Origin of the sequence: Streptomyces typhae, assembly GCF_009755605.1 — a bacterium.
Classification (GTDB): Bacteria; Actinomycetota; Actinomycetes; order Streptomycetales; family Streptomycetaceae; genus Streptomyces; species Streptomyces typhae.
Genome location: NZ_WPNZ01000007.1, coordinates 336,584 through 358,528 on the forward strand (window position 1 = coordinate 336,584; position 21,945 = coordinate 358,528).

Below are 21,945 nucleotides of genomic sequence, written 5' to 3' on the forward strand. Positions count from 1 at the left end.
TATCTGTCCAGGAGCGTACGACGCCGTCGGCCGCCAGGAGGCGGAAAAGCAACGCCTGTGCCAAGACCGCGGGAAATCCGCGACAAAGGTGTGTCACGGACATCCGTGCGACCTCTGTGCGACCTTGCGGGCGCAGCGACGACGAGGGCCGTCCGGGACGGTTGTATCAGGAATCCGATCTTGACCGGGACACAGGGTTCCGCTTGGCGTCCGCCCGCGCTCCGCCCGGCCCTCCGCTCGGCCTTCCCTCCATGGGCGGAGCGCTACGCCGTCAGCGGTTCGGCGCCGTCGTCGACCGCCGACGCCGCGTCCGGATAGACCTCGAACAGCCGCCGCACACCGAGCGCGGCGAGCACCCGGTTGACGTGCGAGCCGTCGACCGCGCCCTGCGCGGGCAGGATCAGCCGCAGCCGGCCGCGACAGGACCGCATCAGACGGCGCGTGGTGATCAGTACGCCGACGCCGCTGGAGTCGCAGAAGAACACGTCGGACAGGTCGAGCACCAGGCTGCGGCGGCCGTCGGCCACGGCGTCGTGCACGCGCTGGCGCAGCACAGGTGACGCCAGGAGGTCCATCTCCCCCGACACCCGCAGCACGACCCAGTCGCCCTGCTCACCCACGGCCACCTTCAACGACACGCGCCAGCCCCTCGTCCACCGATCCGGAAGCAGCTCCTTCGTTTCTTCTCCTCGCGGCTGCCCCACAGCGGTTCCATGAAACACCAGGGCCCCATCCGTCCCGAAAGCGGGCTTTGCGCGCCCGGATCCGGGCACCCGGGACGACGGGCGGCGTTCAATATCATCCGTGGCCGCGCACGGCCCCGCTTTGCCGCAAAGAACATGAAAGCGAGGGGAAAGGGCGGTGCGCTGTCAGTGCCGCCGACTACATTCGAAGCAACCGAAGCAACCGAAGCAACGGGCCGGTGACGACGGCGAGCGCAGAGGGGGCCGCATGCCGAAGGACGCGCCACGCCGCTGGGACCGCCGCATGCAGCAGCGCCTGGCGCACGGCGAAGCAGCCGCGCTGGGCGAGCTGTACGACCACTTCGCCTCGCTGGTGCACGGCCTCGCGCACCGTGTGCTCGGCGACGTGGCGGCGGCCGACCGCATCACGCGCGAGGTGTTCACGCACATCTGGGAGAACCCCGAGGCGTACGACCCCAAGCAGGGCCCGCTGCGCTCGTGGATCGCCATGCTCGCCCACCAGCAGGCCGTGCGCCGCCTGCGGCACACGGAGTCGGCGGCCCTCGCCGACGGCGAGGGCACCCCGGAGGACCTGGAGCGCAAGGTGCACCGCGCCTCGGCCGCCGCCCGCGCCGACTACATCGTCACGGCCATGCCCGCCCCGCTGCGCGCCGCCCTGGAGCTGGCCTACTTCCAGCGCCGCGACTACCGCCAGACAGCCGCCGACCTCGGCGTCACGGAGGACGAGGCCCGCCGCAGGCTCCGCCTGGGCCTCCAGCTGCTCGCCACCGCCCACGACATCCCCGCCCACACCGAAGGACCGACCGGGACCACGGGCTACGGGAGAGCACTGTGAACAGGCCCGACCAGCCGGACCCCCACGACGGCGAGGAACCGGGCCGAGGCCCCCGCGACGGCGACCGGCAGGGCGACCACCGGACGCCGCGGATACCGGCACCGCGGTCACCGGTGGAGGACGGCGGCCTGCCGCTGCCGCAGGTGCCCGGCGCCCCGCCGCATCACGTACAGGACGCGCGTGACAACGGTGACGGCGGCAGCCGCGGCGACGGCTTGGACCACCACGTGCTGAAGTCATTACTCGGCGCTTGGGCGCTGTCCGCCTGTTCGGCACCGGAGGCGACGGCCGTCGAGGAGCATCTGGGCACGTGCGGGCCGTGCGCGGAGGAGGCGCTGCGGCTGCGGGACGCGGTCGGCCTGCTGCACCCCGAGGAGAGCCTCGACCTGGACCCGGGGCTGCGCACCCGCGTCCTGGAGAGCTGCCTCGGCCGCCGCCCGCCGCGCATCCCGCTGCCGGAGTGGGCCGCTCCGTACGACGCCGAGACGGCGCGGCTCGACGCGCTGCTGCGAGACATCGGGGACGCCGAGTGGCACGCCCCGGTCCGCCTGCGGTGGTTCGAGGACGACGTGCCGGTGAACCGCAAGACGACGGTCGCCGGGGTGATCGCCCATCTGCTCGCCGTGGACGGCCTGGTGGGCGCGGCGCTCGGCCTCACCGATCCGCTGGGGGTCGACGCGCCGCCGGTGCCGGATCCCACGCGGCGCACGGAGACGTTCTGGGGCGCGTCGCGCTTCCCGCCCACGCGGGCGGTGCGCGAGCCCTGGCGGGACCAGACGCACGAACTGATCAGGACGGTGTCGTTCGCGGGCGGCGGCTCGGGGCGGCTCGGCGTGGAGTACGGCGTGGCGGGTGCCCGGGGCGCGGAGGGGTGCCGGACCTTCACGGTGCCGCTGCGGGACTCCATGGTGGAGCGGGCCTTCGAGTGCTGGATCCATGCGGAGGACATCGCGGAGGCGGTGGACTACCCCTACGAACCGCCCTCGCCGCGGCACTTGCACCACATGATCGACCTGGCGGCGCGGATGCTGCCGGTGACGCTGGCCGAGCGGCGGCGGGCCGGGCGGGCGGCGCCGTCGCGGGAGCTGGTGGCCGCGGGGGCGCCGGGGCGCAGCCTGCGTCTTGAGGTGGAGGGGGTCGGCGGCGGGGAATGGTTCATTCCGCTGGACTCGCCCGGGGCCAGCGGGTCCGCCGAGTGCGAGGTCGCGCACATCGCGCTCGACGGGGTCGAGTTCTGCCGCCTCGCGGCGGGGCACGTCGCCCCCGAGGAGGCGGCCGCCGGCCAGATGGGCGACCGCGAGGCCATCCGCGACGTCCTGTTCGCGGCAGCTTCACTGAGCCGCCTGTAGCTGCGCGAGGCGCGGACGCCGACGGCGGGTGCGCCCCACAGGGGGCGTTCACCGGGCAGCCGGGGAGAAACGGGCGGGCGGGTGGGAGAGATTCCGACCGCGAAGCGGGCGGGCCAGGACGCGAGGGGCGGACGCCGACGGGGCGGGCCAGGACGCGAGAGGCGGACGCGTGGCGGGCCAGGCCGGGGGTCAGGCGAAGACGACGGTTCGGTGACCGTTCAGGAGGATGCGCCGCTCCGCATGCCACTTAACGGCCCGCGCCAGCGCCTGGCACTCGACATCCCGCCCGACGGCGACAAGCTGATCGGGAGTGACCCCGTGCCCCACCCGCTCGACCTCCTGCTCGATGATCGGCCCCTCGTCGAGATCGGCGGTCACATAGTGCGCCGTCGCACCGATCAGCTTCACACCCCGGGCATGCGCCTGGTGATAGGGCCGCGCCCCCTTGAAGCTGGGCAGGAACGAGTGGTGGATGTTGATGATCCGCCCGCTGAGCTGCTTGCACAGGTCGTCGGAGAGCACCTGCATGTACCGGGCGAGGACGACCAGCTCGACGTTCTCCTCGCGCACGATCTCCAGGAGCCGCGCCTCGGCCTCGGACTTGGTGTCCCGGGTGACCGGAATGTGGTGGAAGGGCACGTCGTACGAGGCGGCCAGCTCGGCGAAGTCGGTGTGGTTGGAGACGACCGCCGCGATCTCCACCGGCAGCGCCCCGATGCGCGAGCGGAACAGCAGGTCGTTCAGGCAGTGCCCGAACTTCGACACCAGGAGCACGACGCGCATCCGGTCGTCGGCCCGGTGGAGCTGCCAGTCCATCTGGAAGGAGTCACCGATCGCGGCGAAGCTCGCCCGCAGCTTGTCGAGCGTGACGGGCGCCCCGGCCGAGAAGTGCACCCGCATGAAGAAGAGCCCGGTGTCGTGGTCGCCGAACTGCTGACTGTCCTCGATGTTGCAGCCGGTCATGAAGAGGTAGCTCGACACGGCGTGCACGATGCCCTGTTTGTCGGGGCAGGACAGCGTGAGGACGTACTGCTCGGCGCGGTCGGCGCGCGGGGCACTGGCGACGGCGGACTGCTCGTTCATCCGCCCAGGGTCCCATATCCCCGCGGTCAGCCCGACCGGGTGAGGATCCGCAGGACCTCCAGGGTGCGGGGCGCCCCGTCCGGGTCGTCGCCGTCCCCGGAGGCGAGCCGCACGTGCGCCTCCCGCGCCGCGTGCACCGCCTCCGTCCAGCCCGGGTGGTCCAGGTACACGGACACCGCCGCGTCCGGGCCGACCTCGTGCATGATCCGCAGCACCCGCAGCACGGCGGCGTCGACGAGTGCTGCCTCCTGCTGGTCGCGGAAGATCGTCCCCACGTACTTCTCCGCCGACCAGTTGTCCAGCCACGTGTCCTCGACCAGGCGGTACACGGCGTCGGTCACATCCCCGTACTCCTCGCGCCCGGCGAGCCAGCACTCCCGCTGGAAGACCGGGTCCGAGAGCATGTGCAGCGCGGAGCGCACATTGCTGCGCCAGCGCCACCACGGCATGTCGTTCGTTGGCATGCCGCCTATGGTCGTCGACCGACGGCCACGACGGGAAGACTTCTCCGTTCCTTGCACGGTCATCGATCGTACGTTCCCACATCCTCCACGCGTCTATGACCCCACCAGTTCACGCGTCCGTCACCATTCGTTGCGTACGCGTCACTCCGCGGTTGGCCCGCTGCCGGAATCGTGCGTGTCCATGACCGCCTTGCGACGCGTCTTCCCTCCCCGTCCCGTCGAGTCCGCGCGCCGAGCGCGAAAAGCGCTGGTGGGCGCGGCGGCCGTGACGGCGTGTGCGTCCCTGGCCGTCGGCTGCGGGGTCATCCCCGGTACCACGGGGGGTGCCGAGGATGACCCCGTCAGGGTCATGACCTGGGCGCCGGACCACACCCGGGCGACCAACAAGCCCGGTATGCCCGCGATGGCCGAGGCCTACGCCCGCTGGATCAACGCCAACGGCGGCCTCGACGGCCGCAAACTCGAAGTCGTCACCTGCAACGAGCGCAACGACCCGGTCAGCGCGGGCAACTGCGCCCGCGAGGCCGTCAAACAGGACGTGGCCGCCGTCGTCGGCTCCTACAGCCAGCACGGCCGCGCCTTCATGGGCCCCCTGGAGTCGGCGGGCATCCCGTACATCGGCGGCTACGGCCTGACCGACGAGGAGTTCTCCAGCCCGCTGTCGTACCCCGTCAACGGCGGGCAGCCCGCGCTGCTCGCGGGCAACGGACGGCAGCTCGCCGGGGTCTGCGAGCGGGTCTCCCTGGTGCGGCCCGACACCATCGCGGGCGACAGCCTCTCCAAGCTCCTCGACTCCGGCCTCGCCCAGGACCACCGCGGCGCGTCCGCGGACATCCGGGCCCCCGAGGACGGTACGGACTACACGGCGCAGGCCGAGCAGGCGCTCGACCGCGCGTCGCGGGGCACCGGCGACGGCATCACCGCGGCCTCCGTCTCCGGCGGCAAGCGCTCCGGGCAGAGCAGGGGGTGCGTCGCGGCCGCGCTCGGCACCCGCACGGACACGTTCTTCGACTCGTTCCGGCGCACCGAGGACAACTATCCGCCGGTGCGCACCGCCTCCGTGCTCGGCAGCGTCGACCAGTCCCTGATCGACCGCACGGGCGGCGCGGAAGGCCCGTACGAAGGCGCGTACGTCACCGGCTGGTACCCCGACGGCGGCGACCGGCGCTGGTCCAAGATGCGCGAGGTCATCCGCGCGCAGGCGTTCGGGGACAACCGGGTCGACGCGGCGGACGCGGGCGTGCAGACGACCTGGATCGCGTTCACCGTCCTGAAGCAGGCCGTCGAGTCGCTGAACGGCGACGCCGTCACCGCCCGCTCCCTGCGGCGCACCCTCGACCAGGGCCTGCGGATCGACACGGGCGGGCTCACGCCGATGCTGAGCTGGCGCTTCGACGACATGCTCGCGGCGGGCGACTACCCGCGTCTGGTGAACGCGGGCGTCACCTTCCAGGTGGTGCGGGACGGCCGCCTCGTCCTCGCCCGCAAGGCGTTCGTCGACGTGGAGAAGACGCTGGAATCGGCCCGCTGAGAGGCCCGCTACAGCTGTGCCTTGTCCCGCTTCGTCAGGCCGTGCTTCTGGGCGATCGCGTTCCACAGGGTCGCGGCCTGCTGCTTGGCCTGGGTGGCCTCGCCGCTCGCGCGGTTGCCCGCGGCCGAGTGGCCGGTCTGGCGGGCGTGGCCCTTGCGGCAGCCCTTCTTGCGGGCGACCTGGTCGGCCCACGCGGCGTAGTGGTTGTCGGCCGAGGCGGAGGCCTTCCACGCCTTGTTGAGCGCCGCGGTCAGGCGGGTGTTCGCGGGCAGCTCGTCGACGGTCAGGCCGGACAGGCGGCCGACGAGGCCGTTGCGCTGCCTGGCCGCGGCCCGCAGGTCGGTGGCCGCCTGCTTGAGGTTCGTGCACTTGCCCACGTCGCGCACGGCGCCGATCACGCTCTCGCGGCTGTTGTTGCTGTCCGCGAGCAGCTTGTCCAGGGCGACGGCCTGCTTCTTGGCCGGGTCCGCGGTCGGTGTGGGCTTCTTGCTCTCGGGCGAGGCGGACGAGGCGAGCGGCTGGCTGTCGTCCTTGGCCTCCTCGCCGTCGCTCCCGCCTCCGCCGCCGCTGAGCAGCGCGCCCGCGCCCACACCGAGTACGGCGATGCCCACGCCGACGGCCGCGAGCAACGGCATCTTGGAGCCGCCGCGCCCGCGCCGGTTCCGCCCGGCGTCGGGCTCCGGCACGCCGCCCATCGGCGCCGGCTCGGGCACGGGGCCGGGCCCCGGCGCCTGGATGCGGGGCATCTGCTGCGTGGACGCGGGCCCCTCGGGCTCCGGCTCCCTGCGGAACAGGCTGTCGAACTCGGCGGGCGGCTGCCGGTCGCCGGGCGCCCCGGGGCGCACACCGTACGCGGCGGCGGGGGACGCGGCGGCAGGGCCCGAGGGGGCGCCGCTGTCCGTGATGGGCGCGATGAACTGAGTGGGCGCGTTGTCGTCCGGCACGCCGGGCGCCGCTCCCGGGAGCACGTCACCGGCGCGGCCGAGGAACTGCGTGGCACCGTCGGCGGGCCGCTCGGGCGGCAGCGCGCCCGGCACCTCGGCGGGGATCGGCGCGATGAACTGGGTGGCTTCGGCGTCGGGCCCGGTGGGCATCGGTCCTGACGCGGCGTGTCGGCCGCCGCCGGTGCCGGCCCCGCCGGGATAGCCGGGATCGGGCTGCCCGCCCGGGTACGCGGCGTGCGCGGGGCCCGCGTGCGCGGGGCCGGGGCTGCCGTACGCGGCGTCGTACTGTCCCGCCGACGGGAGGTGGCCGCCGCGCGGGGCGCCCTGGTCGACGGGCGGCAGCGGCTGACTGGGGTTGACCGGCGGCAGCGGTCGGCTCGGGGCCTGGGCGTGGGGCCCCGGCTGGGGCTGGTAGGGCTGCTCGTACGGTTGCTGCTGAGCGTGCTGGTGCTGCTGCTGAGCGTGCTGGTGCTGCTGGTACGGCTGGTGCTCCTGCTGGGCGTGCGGCTGCTCGTAGGCCTGCGGCTGATGCGGCTGATGCGGCTGATGATTCTGATACTGCTGATGCATCTGCTGCGCCTGCGGGGGCTGCGCCTGCGGCGGCTGTGCCTGCGGCTGCGGCTGGTAGGTGCCGCCCGCCACGGGTATCTGCCCCTGGCCGGGTATCTGCCCCGGCGTCGGGGCGTACCCCTCAGGCGGCAGCGGTGCCCCCGTCGACGGCGGCTGCGTGCCCTCGGGCGGCAGCGGCATTCCGGCCCCCGGCTGGGCGGAGGGAGCGGCGGACTCCTGGTAGGGGGCGCCCCAGGCCTCGCCCGCTCCCGGTGCCGGAGGCGGCGCCGGGGTCGAGGGGGCGGGGCCCCACGGGTCGCCCCAGGGGCTGCCCACGGGCGGGGCGGCGTGGTCGCCGGTGGTGCCCGGCATCAGGGGCGCACTGCCGTCCGCGGGCAGCACGATGCCCTCGTGCGCGTGTCGCGCCGAGGGCTGCTGCGGTTCGGAGGAAGCAGCGCCTTGCCCGCTCTGCTGCGTCACCGGGACTCCTACGAATGGGGGACCTTCGGAACGTCGGCTCACGCTACCGGGTCCCCGCGGCGCTCTGCCACGCAGCTCAGAGCCCGCCGCACGCCACCCCTGTCACAGACGGCACACGAGTAACAGAAGTCCAAGGGGAGACGCTGTTGAGGGGGTCGAGGGTTGACGGGGTACGAGGGGCAGGCGCCGGACGGGGTCCGAAAGGCCACGGCACCAGGGGTGGTGGGGGGGGGGGGGGGGCCGCACCCCCCCCCCCCCCCCCCCCCCCCCCACCCCTGGTGCCGTGGCGGCCGTCACGCCGCCTGGAGGTCGAGCCTGGCCCCGAACTCCCGTACCACCGGCTCCTCCCGGAACGGTTCGAGCCGCTGCTGGAAGTCGTCCAGGTACTCGGCGCCGCGGTTGGAGCGCAGGGTGCCGAGGAGTTCGACGGCCTTCATGCCGGTGTGGCAGGCCTGTTCGACCTCGCGCCGCTGGACCTGGGCGGTGGCGAGCAGGACGAGACCGATGGCGCGACGGCGCGCCCGCGTCGGCGGATGCCCGGCCAGGGACTCCTCCGCGCGCCGTGCGGCGGCGTCCGCCTGGCCCAGGTCGCGGTGGCAGTGGGCCAGTTCGTCGGCCAGATACGCCTGGTCGAAGTGGCGGATCCACACCGGGTCGTCGCCGGAGTCCTCCTCACCCGTGGCCCGTTCCATCGCCTCGACCGCGCGGCCCGCGACGGCCTGCGTGGACCGGGCGTCGCCGAGCAGCGCGTGGCCCCGCGCCTCCGCGGCGTAGAACATGGACTCGGCGCGCGGGGTGACGCGCCCCCGCGCCCCTTCCTGCGCCGCCCGTGCGAGCTGCGAGATCTCGCGGGGGTTGCCCAACTGCGCGGCGAGATGGCTCATCGACGCCGCGAGGACATAGCCGCCGTACGCCCGGTCGCCCGCCGCCTGGGCCAGGCGCAGCGCCTGGATGTAGTAGCGCTGGGCGAGGCCGGGCTGGCCCGTGTCCACGGCCATGTACCCGGCGAGTTCCGTCAACCGGGCCACGGCGGCGAACAGTTCACGGCCCACCGACTCCCGGTACGAGCCCGCGAGCAGCCCGGAGACCACCGAGTTCAGGTAGTGCACGACGACGGGGCGCACATGCCCGCTGCCGTACTGGTGGTCGAGCTGGGTGAGGGCCTCCGTCATCGCCTTGACGGCGGCGACGTCCGAGAGCCCGACACGCGGCCCGGCCGTCCGGCCGACCTGCGCGTCCGGCGAGGAGATCAGCCAGTCCCTGCTCGGCTCCACCAGGGCGGACGCGGCGACGGACGAGCCGGACAGGAAGTCCCGCCGGCCCACGTCGCTGCGCCACAGCTCGCAGACCTGCTCGATGGCGCCGAGAACGGTGGGCGAGAACTGCAGTCCCACGCCGGAGGCGAGGTTCTTGCCGTTCGCCATGCCGATCTCGTCGATCGTGACCGTGCGTCCCAGTTTGCGGCCGAGCGCCTCGGCGATGATGCCCGGCGCACGCCCGCGCGGCTGCTGGCCGCGCAGCCAGCGAGCGACCGACGTCTTGTCGTAGCGAAGATCGAGACCGTGCTCCGCGCCGCACATGTTCACGCGACGGGCCAGGCCGGCGTTGGAACAGCCGGCTTCCTGAATGAGCGCCTGCAGCCGTTCGTTGGGCTGCCGCGCGACGAGAGGCCTGGCGGCCATGGCGTACCCCCTGATGTGCACCGTGGACCATCTGGAACTTCGGATGTCGTGTGGAACGAGGAACGGTCCGGGCCGGATTGCCCGCATCGCCCAGATGATCAATGCCCTGGGAACAACTGGAAGATGCACCACAATCACCACAGATACGCAGCAACCTGTCGAGTTACCATGTTTGTTGGACTCTTGCGGCAGAACGCAGCGCATGTCAGCGAGCTGGGTGAAGACGGGTGAACTCCGACTGCCCCTGACCTGGCTACCCGCACCGGACGCCCCTTGCCCATGCGCGCCCCCACCTGTGCACCCATGCGCCCCGCGGGGGGAACGATGCTCCTCCCCCGCGCACATGACAGCCCGTAACCCCTGCTCACGCGCGCAGTTGAGACGTTCGTGGAAGAGACCATCGGAGTCACGTCAGCCGCCCAGATCCCGAAGCAGCGCGGAGAGGCCCTGCCCGACACGGCCGTACGGTACGCGGAGGAGCGGCACTGGGATGTCTTCCCCGGCGCCTGGCTCGAATCCGTCGAGGGAACGTGGCGCTGCTCGTGCGGTGAGGCCGCCTGCCCCGCGCCCGGCGCACACCCGGCGCGCGACGACTGGGCGACGCAGGCCACCGGCAGTGCGACGGTCGCCCGGCGGATGTGGGCGAAGCAGCCGAACGCCTCCATCCTGCTTCCCACCGGCCGTACGTTCGACGCGATCGACGTTCCCGAGACCGCCGGGTTCCTCGCTCTCGCCCGCATGGAGCGCATGGAGCTCACCCTCGGACCGGTGACGTGCACACCGGACCGGCGCATGCACTTCTTCGTGCTTCCCGGTGCCGCGGCGAAGGTTCCCGATCTCCTGCGGAAGTTGGGCTGGCCGCCCGCCGCGCTCGACCTCGTCACCCTCGGTGAAGGCAGCTACGTCGCCGCGCCCCCGACCCGTTTCGGCGCGTCCGGCGCCGTCCAGTGGGCCTGCCGGCCCACCGCCGCCAACCGCTGGCTGCCCGACGCCGAGGAAATCATCTCCCCCCTGTCGTACGCCTGCGGCAGGGAGTCCCGCCGCAAGTAGTTTCTCCCACCCACCCTGCCCTCTTCCTCCCGCGGAGCACCCGCCCGCGCTGTGGGCAACTGGGCCGCCGTCGAAGCCCCCGGTCACGGAGCCCCACGTAGGGTTCACGGACGGCCTACGGCAACAAAAAGGGGCACCGGTGACCGAGCCAGCAGTACACGTACACAACCTGTGGAAGGCCTTCGGCCAGCAACTCGCCGTGGCGGGCGTCGACCTCACCCTCCCCGCGGGCAAGTTCATCGGCCTGGTGGGCCCCAACGGAGCGGGCAAGACCACCACCCTCTCCATGGTCACCGGCCTGCTCCGCCCCGACCAGGGCACCGTCGAAGTCGTCGGCCACGACGTCTGGAAGGACCCCGCCGAGGTCAAGGCCCGCATCGGCGTGCTCCCGGAGGGCCTGCGCCTGTTCGACCGGCTCTCGGGCCGGGAACTCCTCGCGTACACGGGCAGGCTGCGGGGCCTGCCCGGCACGGAGGTCGACAAGCGCGCCACCCAGCTCCTGGACGTCCTCGACCTCGCGGGCGCCCAGCACAAACTGGTCGTCGACTACTCCACCGGCATGCGCAAGAAGATCGGCCTCGCGGCAGCGCTCCTGCACAACCCCGAAGTGCTGTTCCTCGACGAGCCCTTCGAGGGCGTCGACCCGGTCTCCGCCCAGACGATCCGCGGCGTCCTCGAGCGCTACACCGGCTCCGGCGCGACCGTCGTCTTCTCCAGCCACGTCATGGAACTGGTGGAGTCCCTGTGCGACTGGGTCGCCGTCATCGCGGCGGGCCGCATCCGCGCGCAGGGCCCCCTCGCCGAGGTCCGCGGCGACGCCGCCACGCTCCAGGAGGCCTTCCTCGAACTCGTCGGCGCGCACGGGCGCGACGCGGCCACGGACCTGGACTGGCTCGGCGGCGGGAGCACCCGGTGACGGCCCCGGCAGCAGCGCCCGCCGCCCCCGCCGCGGCACCGTCCCTGACCCCCGTCTTCGTACGTCTGAAACTGTCCCTCCTGCGCAACGGCCTGCGCCAGTCCTCCGGCCGCCGCGCCGCCTACGTGGCGTCCGCCGTCGTCGCGCTGCTGTTCGCCGCGCTCCAACTGCTCGGCCTGATCCTGCTGCGCGGCGACGAGCACGCCGCGACGGTGACGGTCATCCTCGTCGCGGTGCTCGCGCTCGGCTGGGCCGTCATGCCGCTGTTCTTCCCCAGCGGCGACGAGACGCTCGACCCGACCCGCCTGGTGATGCTGCCGCTGCGGCCGCGCCCCCTCGTCCGCGCCCTCCTCGTCGCCTCCCTCGTGGGCATCGGGCCGCTCTTCACGCTCTGCCTGGCTCTCGGCGCGGTGATCGCGGTGGCACGGGGCGGGGCGGCGGTCGCGGTGGGCGCCGTGGCCGTACCGCTGACGCTGCTCCTGTGCGTGGCGCTCGCGCGGGCCGTCGCCACCGCCAACGTCCGCCTGCTCACCAGCCGCAGGGGCCGGGACCTCGCCGTGCTCAGCGGACTCGTCATCGCCGTCGGGGCGCAGCTGGTGAACTTCGGCGCGCAGCGCATCGGTTCGTCGGCGGAAGGTCTCGGCGAGCTGGAACCGGCCGCGGACGTCCTCGGCTGGATCCCGCCGTCGTCCGCGCTGTCGGCGGTGCACGCGACGGGCGAGGCCCGCTACGCCACCGCGGCGGCCCAGCTCATCCTGTCCTTCGCCGCCCTGCTGCTGCTCCTGCACCTCTGGCAGCGCAGCCTGACCCGGCTCATGACCTCGCCCGACGGCTCGACGCTCGCGGCGGCGGAACCGGACCGCAGGCAACGCGGCGGCGGCCTCTTCGCCCGGCTGCCCGCCGGCCGCACCGGACCCGTCATGGAGCGCACGCTGCGCTACGTGTGGCGCGACCCGAAGACCAAGGCGGCCTGGGTGACGTCCCTCGCCATCGGCTTGATCGTGCCGGTGTTCAACGCCCTCCAGGACACCGGTTCCGTGTACTTCGCGTGCTTCGCCGCGGGAATGCTCGGCATCCAGATGTACAACCAGTTCGGGCAGGACACGTCGGCGTTCTGGATGGTCGCCATGACGGTCGCCTCCACCCGGGACGCGTACGAGGAACTGCGCGCCCGCGCGCTCGCCCTGCTCGTGATCACCCTGCCGTACGCGGCACTCGTCACCGTCCTGACCACGGCCCTGCTCGGCGAGTGGCACGCGCTCCCGGAGACCCTCGGTCTGTCCTTCGCGCTCCTGGGCGCCATGCTGGCCACCGGCGCCTGGTCGTCGGCCCGCTATCCGTACTCGATCCCGCAGCAGGGCCACAAGAACGTCGCCCCCGGCCAGGCGGGCCTCGCCTGGATCTCCATCTTCGGCGGCATGCTCGCCGCCGCCGTCCTGTGCGCCCCGGTCCTCGCTCTCACGATCTGGCTGCACACCGCGGGCCACGGCTCCTGGACGTGGCTGCTGCTGCCCGTGGGGACGCTGTACGGCGTCGCGGTCACCGGTGCGGGGCTGCGGATCGCGGCACCGCGGGTGGCGCGGCGGCTGCCGGAGATCCTCGCCGCGGTGAGCAAGGGCTGAGCGAGGCGTGCGCGAGGCGTGTGCGAGCTGCCCGCGAGGTGCGCGGGCTGAGCGCGCAGCGACCCGCGAGCCGTGGTTCCTCCGCCGTGCGGCGGGGGAAGCCGGCCGGACGTACCGGCGGCTCGCGGGTCGGGTGACTGCCTGAGATTAGGGCCGGCTGCGCGCCTGTCACACGCGCTGGTCCGGCACCGCACTGAGTGTGGTGGCGGGCCGCTAGCCCGCAGTCACCTCTTCCGTCCGGTTTCCATACATCTGCCGAACCACCTCCTCTCTGAAGTAACACTCACCCTAGGAAGGCCGCGGCGGCCGTTCAACTGTTTTTCGGGGATGCTGGTCCGGCAACGATTTGCCTCAACTTCCGGGAACTTACTGTGTGCTGGGTCACGTTCAAGTTGAATGATCTGACGTGCGGTAGGACTACGCGCGGTAGGAAGACGTGCAGTACACGGCGTGCAGGGGGGACCGGGTGAGTGCTTCCCGACAGAGCGGAACCACCGACGAACTGGGTCCCGAGGAGCCGGAGTCCGGCGGGGCGGAGCTGCTCGCGGCGCTCCTCGACGGGATGGACGCGGCGCTGTGCGCGTTCGACGCCGACGGGGTCGTGACGCACTGGAACCGCGAGGCCGAGCGCGTCCTCGGCTGGAGTGCCGACGAGGCCGTCGGGCGGCGCGGGTTCGCGGGCTGGGCGGTGCGCACCGCCGACGCGGCGGAGGTCGAGGGGCGGCTGCTCTCCGCCATGCACGCCCCGGGGCGGCGGGTCGACGAGTTCGCCCTGCTCACCAAGGACGGCGGGCGGGTCCTCGTGCGCACCCAGTCCGCCTCCGTGCGCGGCGGCGACGGCAAGCCCAGCGGGGTGTACTGCGCCTTCAGCGAGGTGCACGCCCAGATCGACCTGGAGCGGTCGATCGCGCTGAGCGAGGCCCTCTTCGACAACGCCTCGTGGGGCGTCGTCCTCGTCGACGCCGACCTGCGGCCCGCCGTGGTGAACGAGCACGCGGCCCGCGCCCTGCGCATGGGCCGCACGGCGCTGCTCGGACGCCCGCTCGGCGAGGTGCTCTCCCAGGGCGTCGAGGAGCTGGAGAGCGCCCTCACGCACGTCCTCGCCGAGGGGGCGCCGCCCGCGCCGGCCGAGATGTGGGTGGCCGTGCGCGGTGAGAGCGGCGAGCCGGAGCGCCGGTGCTGGCGCAGCGGCTTCCTGCGGCTCGGCTCGCCGCTGGCCGAGGAACCGGTGCCGCTCGGCGTGGGCTGGCTCTTCCTCGACGTCACGGAGGCCAAGCACACCGAGCAGGAGGCGGCACAGCTCCGCTTCCGGTCCCAGCAGCTGCACCGCGCCGCCCGCGCCGCCGCCGAGTGCGAGGACCCGATGGAGGCGGCCACCGTCCAGCTCGACTTCGCCCTGGCCGGGTTCGCCGACCACGCCCTGATCGACGTGGTCGTCGGCGAGGACCCCGAGCTGCGGCTCGTGCGCACGGTCGCGTCCCCGGCGGGGACCCCGGGGCCGCGGGTGCCCGGTGGCAAGTCGCAGCTGCCCGTGCGCTACCCGGAGGGGCATCCGGCGCCGCAGTGCGTGGAGCGGGTGGGGTCGGTGCGGGCCAGCGCCGGGCCGGGGACCGCTCCCGAGCGGGGCCGGGAGTGGGCCCTGGCCCGGCAGTGGCCGGAGTCCACGGTGCACGCCCTGTGCGCGGTGCTGCGCAGCCGGGGGCGGACCCTGGGCGTGGTGACCTTCCTTCGGGGATCCGCTCGGGCGCAGTTCGAGCGGGCGGACGCGGTGTACGCGGAGAGCGTCGCCGCGCGGGTCGCGGGCTGCCTCGACCTCGCGGGGCGCGGCAGGGAGTGAGCCGCCGCGCTCGCGCCGCGTGCCCCCGGCGAGGCCCTCAGTGCCGGTAGAAGATCCGGTCGCCGTACTCGGCGAAGATCCGCCCGTTCCAGTCGTGCCCCCCGTCCACGTTCCCGGAGCGCAGCAGGGGCGGCTGGATACCTCGGCTCCCGAGGGCGGCGACCGCGGTGGCCGTGACGGCCTGCATGAGCGCGCTGGTGACAGCGGTGGAAGCGGGTCCGAACGGAGCGTCGACGGAGTCGACGGAGAGCTCCGCGTCACCGATGGCGATCTTGGAGTCGAGCACGACGTCGCAGTGGTCCTTGAGGAAGGTCCCGGACACGTGCCGCGACTTCGTCTCCGTCGCGTACACCACCGAGGTCACGCCGATGACCTTCAGGCCGAGCGCGCGGGCGTTCATGGCCATCTCCACCGGCAGCGCGTTGCGCCCGGACAGGGAGATGATCACGAGGACGTCGCCGGGGCGGACCGGGCTGGAGTCCAGGACGGCGGCGGCGAGGCCGTCCACGCGCTCCAGGGCCGAGCCGAGCGTCGCGGGCATCACGTCCACGCCGACGGCGCCGGGCACGGCGAGCAGGTTCATCAGGGCGAGGCCGCCCGCGCGGTAGACGACGTCCTGGGCGGCGAGGGAGGAGTGGCCCGCGCCGAAGGCGAAGAGGCGGCCGTCCGCGGCCACCGCGTCGGCGATCAGCTCGCCCGCGGCCGTGATCGCCGGTGTCTCCTCGTCCCGCACCCGGCGCAGCAGGTCGATCGTGGCGTCGAGGTAGCGCTCGGCGACTGGCGCCGTGGCACCGGAACGGTCACCGCCCGTGCCGGACGCGCCCTCGCCACCGCCGGGTACGCCACCGCTCCCGCCGGGCGACGCGCCCGCCCCCGTCGCGTCTTTCACCGGGGTCGCTCCGCCCTCACGGACCCCCTCGGACCCGCCTGCCGCCATGCCGTGGCTCATCCGCGAAACCCCTTCGTCCCGCCGTCGTCCCGTCGTGTCGCGGATCACGGTGCGGTCTGGACCAGGGCCCTGTCAATACGGCCTCCGACCGCCTCTTTTCCCGGCGCAACCCGGTTGTCAGCGGTATGCGTCAGAATTGGAGACAGGGCCAGCGCACGAGCGAATTCTGAGGGGCACCCATGTCGGGGCTGATTGACACCACTGAGATGTATTTGCGCACCATCCTCGAGCTGGAGGAGGAGGGTGTCGTCCCCATGCGCGCCAGGATCGCCGAGCGGCTCGACCAGAGCGGCCCGACGGTGAGCCAGACGGTGGCGCGGATGGAGCGTGACGGCCTGGTGGCCGTCGCAAGCGACCGGCACCTGGAGCTGACCGAGGAGGGCCGCCGTCTCGCCACCCGCGTGATGCGCAAGCACCGCCTCGCCGAATGTCTCCTGGTCGACGTGATCGGCCTGGAGTGGGAGCAGGTGCACGCCGAGGCCTGCCGCTGGGAGCACGTGATGAGCGAGGCGGTGGAGCGCCGCGTCCTCGAGCTCCTGCGCCATCCCACCGAGTCGCCGTACGGCAACCCCATCCCGGGCCTGGAAGAGCTCGGCGAGAAGGACGGCGCCGACCCGTTCCTGGACGAGGGCATGGTCTCCCTGATCGACCTCGACCCCGGCACGGACGGCAAGACGGTCGTGGTGCGCCGCATCGGCGAGCCGATCCAGACGGATGCCCAGCTGATGTACACGCTCCGGCGCGCGGGCGTGCAGCCCGGCTCGGTCGTGAGCGTCACGGAGTCCGCGGGCGGCGTGCTCGTCGGCAGCAGCGGCGAGGCCGCCGAGCTCGCGGCGGACGTCGCGTCGCACGTGTTCGTGGCCAAGCGCTGACGGCGCCCGGCCCCGGGCCGGGTGCCGAACCGGCTGTTCCGGTCAACTCCTGTGAGCACAGAGGCGGTTGGGACAAGACCGAGACCGGCCGGAGTGGAAGATCCAGTGTGCCGAATCGCAGCGGCGGAACGCATTGCGTGCGAGGCTGTCGCGAGAGGCATATGACCCGATGATTCTCGACCCGGCGCCGTCCGGGCCCCCGGAGGACGGGACCCGGCGGGCGGTCGGCCAGGGCGGTCACCGGGTCCTGCACCGGGTCCTTGCCGCACGGCGGGAGAGGGGGCGGACGATGAGCCCGGCTGGTGATCAGGCGTGCGCGAACCGCAGAGCACCCCGCGTCGCCCGCGGCATGCCCCGCGCCGCCCGCGCAGAGGGCCCCGGCGCCCTTGGGCGCCGGGGCCTGTCCTCCCCTGTGCTGACCCGGAGCCCCGAGCTCTCAGGGTCATTCCCCACGGGCCGGTTTCCCCGAGCGGCCCGCCCCCCGATGAAGATCTCCCCTCGGCGGCGGCGGTCAATCCTTGAGCACGGTCACCCGAACGAGGGGTGTTGGCGGCAAGACGGCCGAGATCGAATGAGGGTTCGATAGCGTGCCGGGGTGCGTGAGCGAACGACACGTCCGGATCCAAGGGGGGTGCCTGGGACCATGGTGCGACGCATCGACGTGACCGGCGCGGGTGGCGTGGGCCTCGCCGCCTGGGAGTACGCGGACCCTCCCAAATCCAGGGAGGCCGAGGCGTCCCCGGGCGGAGTCCTGCTGCTGCACGGCCTGATGGGCCGTGCCTCGCACTGGGCGGGCACGGCCCGCTGGCTCGCCGAGCGGCACCGCGCGGTCGCCCTCGACCAGCGCGGGCACGGCCAGAGCGACAAGCCGGCCGACGGCCCCTACCACCGCGAGGCGTACGTGGACGACGCCGAGGCCGCCCTGGAACAGCTAGGCCTCGCCCCCGCCGTCCTCATCGGCCACTCCATGGGCGCGCTCACCGGATGGCAGCTCGCCGCGCGCCGCCCCGACCTGGTGCGGGGCCTGGTCGTCTGCGACATGCGCGCCTCGGCGCTCGGAGCCGCCTCGCAGCGGGAGTGGGCGGACTGGTTCAAGTCCTGGCCGGTGCCGTTCGCGACGCTCGCCGACGTCCGCAAGTGGTTCGGCGAGGACGACCCCTGGGTGGAGCGGCCCAACCCCTCGCGGGGCAACTTCTTCGCGGAGGTGATGACCGAGGGCGACGACGGCTGGCGCCCCGTCTTCGACCCGGCGCACATGCTGAAGTCCCGCGAGACCTGGGTGTACGACGCGCACTGGGAGGAGCTGATCCAGGTCCAGTGCCCCGCCCTCGTCGTCCGCGGCCTGGACGGCGAGCTGGGCCGCGCCGAGGCCCAGGAGATGGTGCGCGTCCTGCCCCGCGGGGCCTACGCGGAGGTCCCCGACGCCGGCCACCTCGTGCACTACGACCAGCCGGCGGGCTGGCGAGAGGCGATCGAGCCGTTCCTGGACGGCGTCCTGACGGGCTCCTAGGCCCGCCCGGCCCGCAGGAACTCAGGAACTCAGGGGCTGAGGCGCTGGAGCGTCCACGGCGCGGAGGCGTCCTCGCGGACGTAGCGCAGCCTGTCGTGCAGGCGATCGGCGCGGCCCTGCCAGAACTCGACCGCGTCCGGGACGACGCGGTAGCCGCCCCAGTGCGGCGGCGCGGGCACCTGCTCGCCCTCCGGATGGCGCGCGGCCAACTCCGCGTACGCGGCGTCGAGTTCCGCGCGGGAGCCGATGACGGACGACTGGGCGCTCGCCCAGGCCCCGAGCTGGGAGCCGTGCGGGCGGCTGCGGAAGTAGCGGACGGTCTCGTCCCTGCCGGTCCGCTCCGCCGTGCCGGTCACGATCACCTGGCGGGCCATCGGGTGCCAGGGGAAGAGCAGCGAGACATGCGGGTTGGCGTCGATGTCCCGCGCCTTGCCGGACTCGTAGTTCGTGTAGAAGACGAAGCCGCGGGTGTCGTAGCCCTTCAGGAGCACCGTGCGGGAACTGGGCCGCCCCTGGGCGTCCGCCGTGGACACGACCATCGCGTTGGGCTCGTGGATCACCCCGGCGGGGTCCGCGGCCTCGGCGGCCGCTCGGGCGAACCAGTGCCCGAACTGTTCGAAGGGATCGGCGGGGAAGTCGGCTTCGGCGATGCCCTCGGCGACGTAGTGGGCACGCATGGCGGCCAGGTCGGCGGCGCCCGCGGGGGAGCCCGCGGTGGGGCCGCTCTCGTCGGGGTCGGTGGCACGGGAGTCGGTCACCCGGTCATCTTGCCGTATCCGAACACCGCGGCACGCGGCGGCAGTCGGCGGTGTTCAAGTCCCCCTTGAGGTGATGTGTGGCACTGAGTGCCGCAGTCCATCGCCAAGGGTGGCACCAAGGGCTATCGTTCCCAATCCGTGTCGGTTGGGTGACCTCCGGCCGCGCGGGGCATCACCGGGTTACCCCGGATCCCGGAGACCGGGTTCCGGGTCGCATCCACCCCGTCGTACACATCCCGAGGAGCCGCCTGATGTCCGACTTCGTACCCGGACTTGAAGGAGTCGTCGCTTTCGAGACGGAGATCGCCGAACCGGACAAGGAAGGCGGTGCCCTGCGTTACCGGGGCGTCGACATCGAGGACCTGGTCGGTCACGTCTCCTTCGGCAACGTCTGGGGCCTGCTCGTGGACGGCGCCTTCGACCCCGGTCTGCCGCCCGCCGAGCCGTTCCCCATTCCCGTGCACTCCGGTGACATCCGCGTCGACGTGCAGTCGGCGCTCGCCATGCTCGCCCCCGTGTGGGGCCTGCGCCCGCTGCTCGACATCGACGAGTCCCAGGCCCGCGACGACCTCGCGCGTGCCGCCGTCATGGCGCTGTCGTACGTGGCGCAGTCCGCGCGCGGCCAGGGCCTGCCGATGGTCCCGCAGCGTGAGATCGACAAGGCCCAGACCGTCGTGGAGCGCTTCATGCGGCGCTGGCGCGGCGAGCCCGACCCGCGCCACGTCCGGGCCGTCGACGCCTACTGGACGTCCGCCGCCGAGCACGGCATGAACGCCTCCACCTTCACCGCCCGCGTCATCGCCTCCACCGGCGCCGACGTGGCCGCCGCCCTGTCCGGCGCGGTCGGCGCCATGTCGGGCCCGCTGCACGGCGGCGCGCCCTCCCGCGTCCTCGGCATGATCGAGGAGATCGAGCGCACCGGTGACGCCGTCGCCTACGTCAAACAGGCCCTCGACAAGGGCGAGCGGCTGATGGGATTCGGGCACCGCGTCTACCGCGCCGAGGACCCGCGCGCCCGCGTCCTGCGCCGCACCGCCCGCGAGCTGGGCGCCCCCCGCTTCGAGGTCGCCGAGGCCCTGGAGAAGGCCGCCCTCGACGAGTTGCACGCCCGCCGTCCCGACCGGGTCCTCGCCACCAACGTGGAGTTCTGGGCGGCGATCGTCCTGGACTTCGCCGAGGTCCCGGCGCACATGTTCACGTCCATGTTCACCTGTGCCCGCACCGCCGGCTGGTCGGCGCACATCCTGGAGCAGAAGCGCACCGGCCGCCTGGTGCGCCCGTCGGCGCGGTACGTGGGCCCCGCCGCGCGCAGCCCCCGGGACATCCCCGGGTACGGAGACCTGAAGGGCTGAGGCCCCGCGCCACCGGGGTGGGGGCGCCGGGCCGGAGCCGAGCAGGTCAGCCCAGTGCCTCGTCCACCAGGCGCCCCCACTGCGCCACGACCCGCTCGCGGCGGGCCCCGTCGTCCGTGAGGAGGTTCGCGAGGCCGAGGCCGCGCGCCATGTCGAGCAGGCCCTGCACGGTCTCGCGGACGCCGGGCCCGCGCTCGTCGGCGCCGAGCAGCTCCACCGCGATGCGGTGCGTCTCCCGGCCCACGCGCGCCTCCAGCTCGGCCACGCGCGGGCTCAGCTGCTCCTCGTTGGAGGCGGCGACCCACAGTTGCAGGGCGGCCCGGAACAGCGGGCCCGTGTACAGGTCGACGAGGGCGGCGACCACCGCGGTCCGGTCGGCCCCGGCCGCGCGCCGACCGCCTCGCGGGGTCGTGCCCCGGCCGCCTCGCGGGGCCGTGGGGAAGAGGCCGCGCAGTGCGGCCGACCGCTCCTCGGCGACGTACTCGACCGCCGCCGTGAACAGTTCCTCGCGGGTGCGGAAGTGGTGCTGGGCCGCGCCGCGCGACACCCCCGCGCGTTCGGCGACCACGGACACCGTCGACCCCGCCCAGCCGTGCTCGGCGAGGCAGGCGACCGCCGCCTCCAGGAGCCGCTGCCGGGTGACCCGGCTGCGGTCCTGCTTGGGGGCGCGGTCGGCCTCGGTCACAGCGCCCATGAACGCTCCCGTCGTTCCAGGAACGCCTCCATCCCCTCCCTGGCCTCGGCGGAACCGAAACGGCGTGCGGAAAGGGCGACGAGGGCGTCCGCTTCCTTGTCGAATGCGTCAAGCACCCTAGCCGCCACGAGTTCCTTCGCGTCCGCCAGCGCCCCCGGGGCCGCCTTGCGCAACCCTTCGAGCACCGGCGCCAGGACCGTGTCGACGTCCCCGCCGTCCTGCGCGCACGCCGTGAGCAGGCCGATCCTGGCCGCCTCCGGCGCATCGAAGCGTTCCCCGGTGAGGTAGTAGCGGGCGGCGGCGCGCGGCTGAAGGCGTGGCAGCAGGGTCAGTGAGATCACCGCGGGGACGACACCGATGTGCACCTCGGTGAGCGCGAACGACGCGTCCGTGCCGCCCGCCACCGCGATGTCGCAGGCCCCGAGCAGACCGAGCCCACCCGCACGTACATGCCCCGTCACGCGTGCCACCACCGGCTTCGGCAGCGCGACGAGCTGCCTCAGCAGCGCCACGAACGCCCCCGGGTCCGGCGGTTCGCGCAGGTCGGCGCCCGCGCAGAACGTCGAGCCGGTGTGGGTGAGGACGACGGCGCGCACGGCGTCGTCCGCGCCCGCCGCCGTCAGCGCGGCGGCCAGCTCACCCACGAGGGCGGCCGAGAGCGCGTTGCGGTTCGCGGGCGCGTCCAGGGTGAGCGTGAGGACACCCCGGTCGGGCCCGGCCACCAGAACCGATGCCATGAGAACTTCCTCTGCTCTAAAACGACC

19 protein-coding genes are annotated in these 21,945 nt (G+C 73.3%); 10 read left to right on the forward strand and 9 right to left on the reverse strand.

All coding sequences use genetic code 11. The features are described 5' to 3' along the window. Nucleotides 1-263 precede the first annotated feature (263 nt). On the reverse strand, nucleotides 264-638 hold the full coding sequence (locus GPA10_RS15415) for an STAS domain-containing protein (protein WP_343040898.1): 375 nt from the start codon (nucleotides 636-638) through the stop codon (nucleotides 264-266). Nucleotides 639-951: 313 nt separating this feature from the next. Between GPA10_RS15415 and GPA10_RS15420 the strand changes: the two genes are divergently transcribed. Further along, the gene (locus GPA10_RS15420; RefSeq protein ID WP_157165970.1) at nucleotides 952-1,539 is read left to right on the forward strand and encodes a sigma-70 family RNA polymerase sigma factor; all 588 of its coding nucleotides are present in this window, start codon (nucleotides 952-954) and stop codon (nucleotides 1,537-1,539) included. Next, nucleotides 1,536-2,888, forward strand: a complete 1,353-nt coding sequence (locus tag GPA10_RS15425; protein ID WP_343040899.1) for a zf-HC2 domain-containing protein — start codon at nucleotides 1,536-1,538, stop codon at nucleotides 2,886-2,888. Before GPA10_RS15420 ends, GPA10_RS15425 begins: the two co-directional genes overlap by 4 nt. Nucleotides 2,889-3,077: 189 nt before the next feature. Here the strand turns inward: GPA10_RS15425 and purU are convergent, their stop codons facing one another. Together purU and GPA10_RS15435 are read right to left on the reverse strand one after the other, a co-directional pair. After that, nucleotides 3,078-3,971: a formyltetrahydrofolate deformylase gene (gene purU, locus GPA10_RS15430; RefSeq protein ID WP_058846204.1), complete on the reverse strand. Its 894-nt coding sequence runs from the start codon at nucleotides 3,969-3,971 to the stop codon at nucleotides 3,078-3,080. A gap of 26 nt (nucleotides 3,972-3,997) precedes the next feature. After that, a complete protein-coding gene (locus tag GPA10_RS15435) occupies nucleotides 3,998-4,498 on the reverse strand; it encodes an SCO4402 family protein (protein WP_079085979.1) in 501 nt (166 codons plus the stop codon). Nucleotides 4,499-4,616: 118 nt separating this feature from the next. Between GPA10_RS15435 and GPA10_RS15440 the strand changes: the two genes are divergently transcribed. Beyond that, nucleotides 4,617-5,966: an ABC transporter substrate-binding protein gene (locus GPA10_RS15440; protein ID WP_157165971.1), complete on the forward strand. Its 1,350-nt coding sequence runs from the start codon at nucleotides 4,617-4,619 to the stop codon at nucleotides 5,964-5,966. Nucleotides 5,967-5,974: 8 nt separating this feature from the next. On the opposite strand, the gene GPA10_RS42465 is transcribed toward GPA10_RS15440, so the two are convergent. Together GPA10_RS42465 and GPA10_RS15450 are read right to left on the reverse strand one after the other, a co-directional pair. Next, complete coding sequence (locus GPA10_RS42465) at nucleotides 5,975-7,939, reverse strand: hypothetical protein (protein WP_343040900.1); 1,965 nt, start codon at nucleotides 7,937-7,939, stop codon at nucleotides 5,975-5,977. 293 nt (nucleotides 7,940-8,232) lie between these two features. Then, complete coding sequence (locus GPA10_RS15450) at nucleotides 8,233-9,621, reverse strand: NsdA family TPR-like regulatory protein (protein ID WP_058846206.1); 1,389 nt, start codon at nucleotides 9,619-9,621, stop codon at nucleotides 8,233-8,235. A 387-nt stretch (nucleotides 9,622-10,008) separates the two neighbouring features. On the opposite strand from GPA10_RS15450, the gene GPA10_RS15455 reads away from it, so the two are divergent. The 4 genes from GPA10_RS15455 (at nucleotide 10,009) to GPA10_RS15470 (ending at nucleotide 15,046) form a co-directional block, all read left to right on the forward strand. Next, nucleotides 10,009-10,671, forward strand: a complete 663-nt coding sequence (locus tag GPA10_RS15455) for a bifunctional DNA primase/polymerase (RefSeq protein ID WP_343040901.1) — start codon at nucleotides 10,009-10,011, stop codon at nucleotides 10,669-10,671. A gap of 139 nt (nucleotides 10,672-10,810) precedes the next feature. Then, nucleotides 10,811-11,587 (forward strand): ABC transporter ATP-binding protein, encoded by a 777-nt coding sequence (locus GPA10_RS15460; RefSeq protein ID WP_058846208.1) that lies wholly within the window; start codon nucleotides 10,811-10,813, stop codon nucleotides 11,585-11,587. Continuing rightward, entirely contained in the window at nucleotides 11,584-13,209 is a 1,626-nt protein-coding gene (locus GPA10_RS15465) for a transporter (protein ID WP_343040902.1), read from the forward strand. The genes GPA10_RS15460 and GPA10_RS15465 overlap by 4 nt, the downstream gene beginning before the upstream one ends. A 466-nt stretch (nucleotides 13,210-13,675) precedes the next feature. Then, nucleotides 13,676-15,046, forward strand: a complete 1,371-nt coding sequence (locus GPA10_RS15470; protein WP_343040904.1) for a PAS domain-containing protein — start codon at nucleotides 13,676-13,678, stop codon at nucleotides 15,044-15,046. A 37-nt stretch (nucleotides 15,047-15,083) separates the two neighbouring features. Here GPA10_RS15470 and GPA10_RS15475 read toward each other — a convergent pair whose 3' ends face one another. Next, entirely contained in the window at nucleotides 15,084-15,935 is an 852-nt protein-coding gene (locus GPA10_RS15475) for an SIS domain-containing protein (RefSeq protein ID WP_343040905.1), read from the reverse strand. Nucleotides 15,936-16,174: 239 nt separating this feature from the next. On the opposite strand from GPA10_RS15475, the gene GPA10_RS15480 reads away from it, so the two are divergent. Then, nucleotides 16,175-16,867: an iron-dependent transcriptional repressor DtxR gene (locus GPA10_RS15480; protein WP_030361523.1), complete on the forward strand. Its 693-nt coding sequence runs from the start codon at nucleotides 16,175-16,177 to the stop codon at nucleotides 16,865-16,867. Between the two features lie 643 nt (nucleotides 16,868-17,510). After that, nucleotides 17,511-18,377, forward strand: coding sequence for an alpha/beta fold hydrolase (locus tag GPA10_RS15485; protein ID WP_157165972.1), 867 nt, complete (start codon nucleotides 17,511-17,513; stop codon nucleotides 18,375-18,377). 29 nt (nucleotides 18,378-18,406) lie between these two features. Here GPA10_RS15485 and pdxH read toward each other — a convergent pair whose 3' ends face one another. After that, nucleotides 18,407-19,153 carry a pyridoxamine 5'-phosphate oxidase gene (gene pdxH / locus GPA10_RS15490; RefSeq protein WP_425505753.1) on the reverse strand — a complete coding sequence of 249 codons (747 nt, stop codon included), beginning with the start codon at nucleotides 19,151-19,153 and terminating at the stop codon, nucleotides 18,407-18,409. 233 nt (nucleotides 19,154-19,386) lie between these two features. On the opposite strand from pdxH, the gene GPA10_RS15495 reads away from it, so the two are divergent. After that, nucleotides 19,387-20,487 (forward strand): citrate synthase 2, encoded by a 1,101-nt coding sequence (locus GPA10_RS15495; RefSeq protein ID WP_157165973.1) that lies wholly within the window; start codon nucleotides 19,387-19,389, stop codon nucleotides 20,485-20,487. A 46-nt stretch (nucleotides 20,488-20,533) separates the two neighbouring features. Here the strand turns inward: GPA10_RS15495 and GPA10_RS15500 are convergent, their stop codons facing one another. Together GPA10_RS15500 and GPA10_RS15505 are read right to left on the reverse strand one after the other, a co-directional pair. After that, on the reverse strand, nucleotides 20,534-21,181 hold the full coding sequence (locus GPA10_RS15500; RefSeq protein WP_157165974.1) for a TetR/AcrR family transcriptional regulator: 648 nt from the start codon (nucleotides 21,179-21,181) through the stop codon (nucleotides 20,534-20,536). Continuing rightward, nucleotides 21,169-21,918 carry an enoyl-CoA hydratase family protein gene (locus GPA10_RS15505; protein ID WP_157165975.1) on the reverse strand — a complete coding sequence of 250 codons (750 nt, stop codon included), beginning with the start codon at nucleotides 21,916-21,918 and terminating at the stop codon, nucleotides 21,169-21,171. Before GPA10_RS15505 ends, GPA10_RS15500 begins: the two co-directional genes overlap by 13 nt. Between the last annotated feature and the right edge of the window lie 27 nt (nucleotides 21,919-21,945).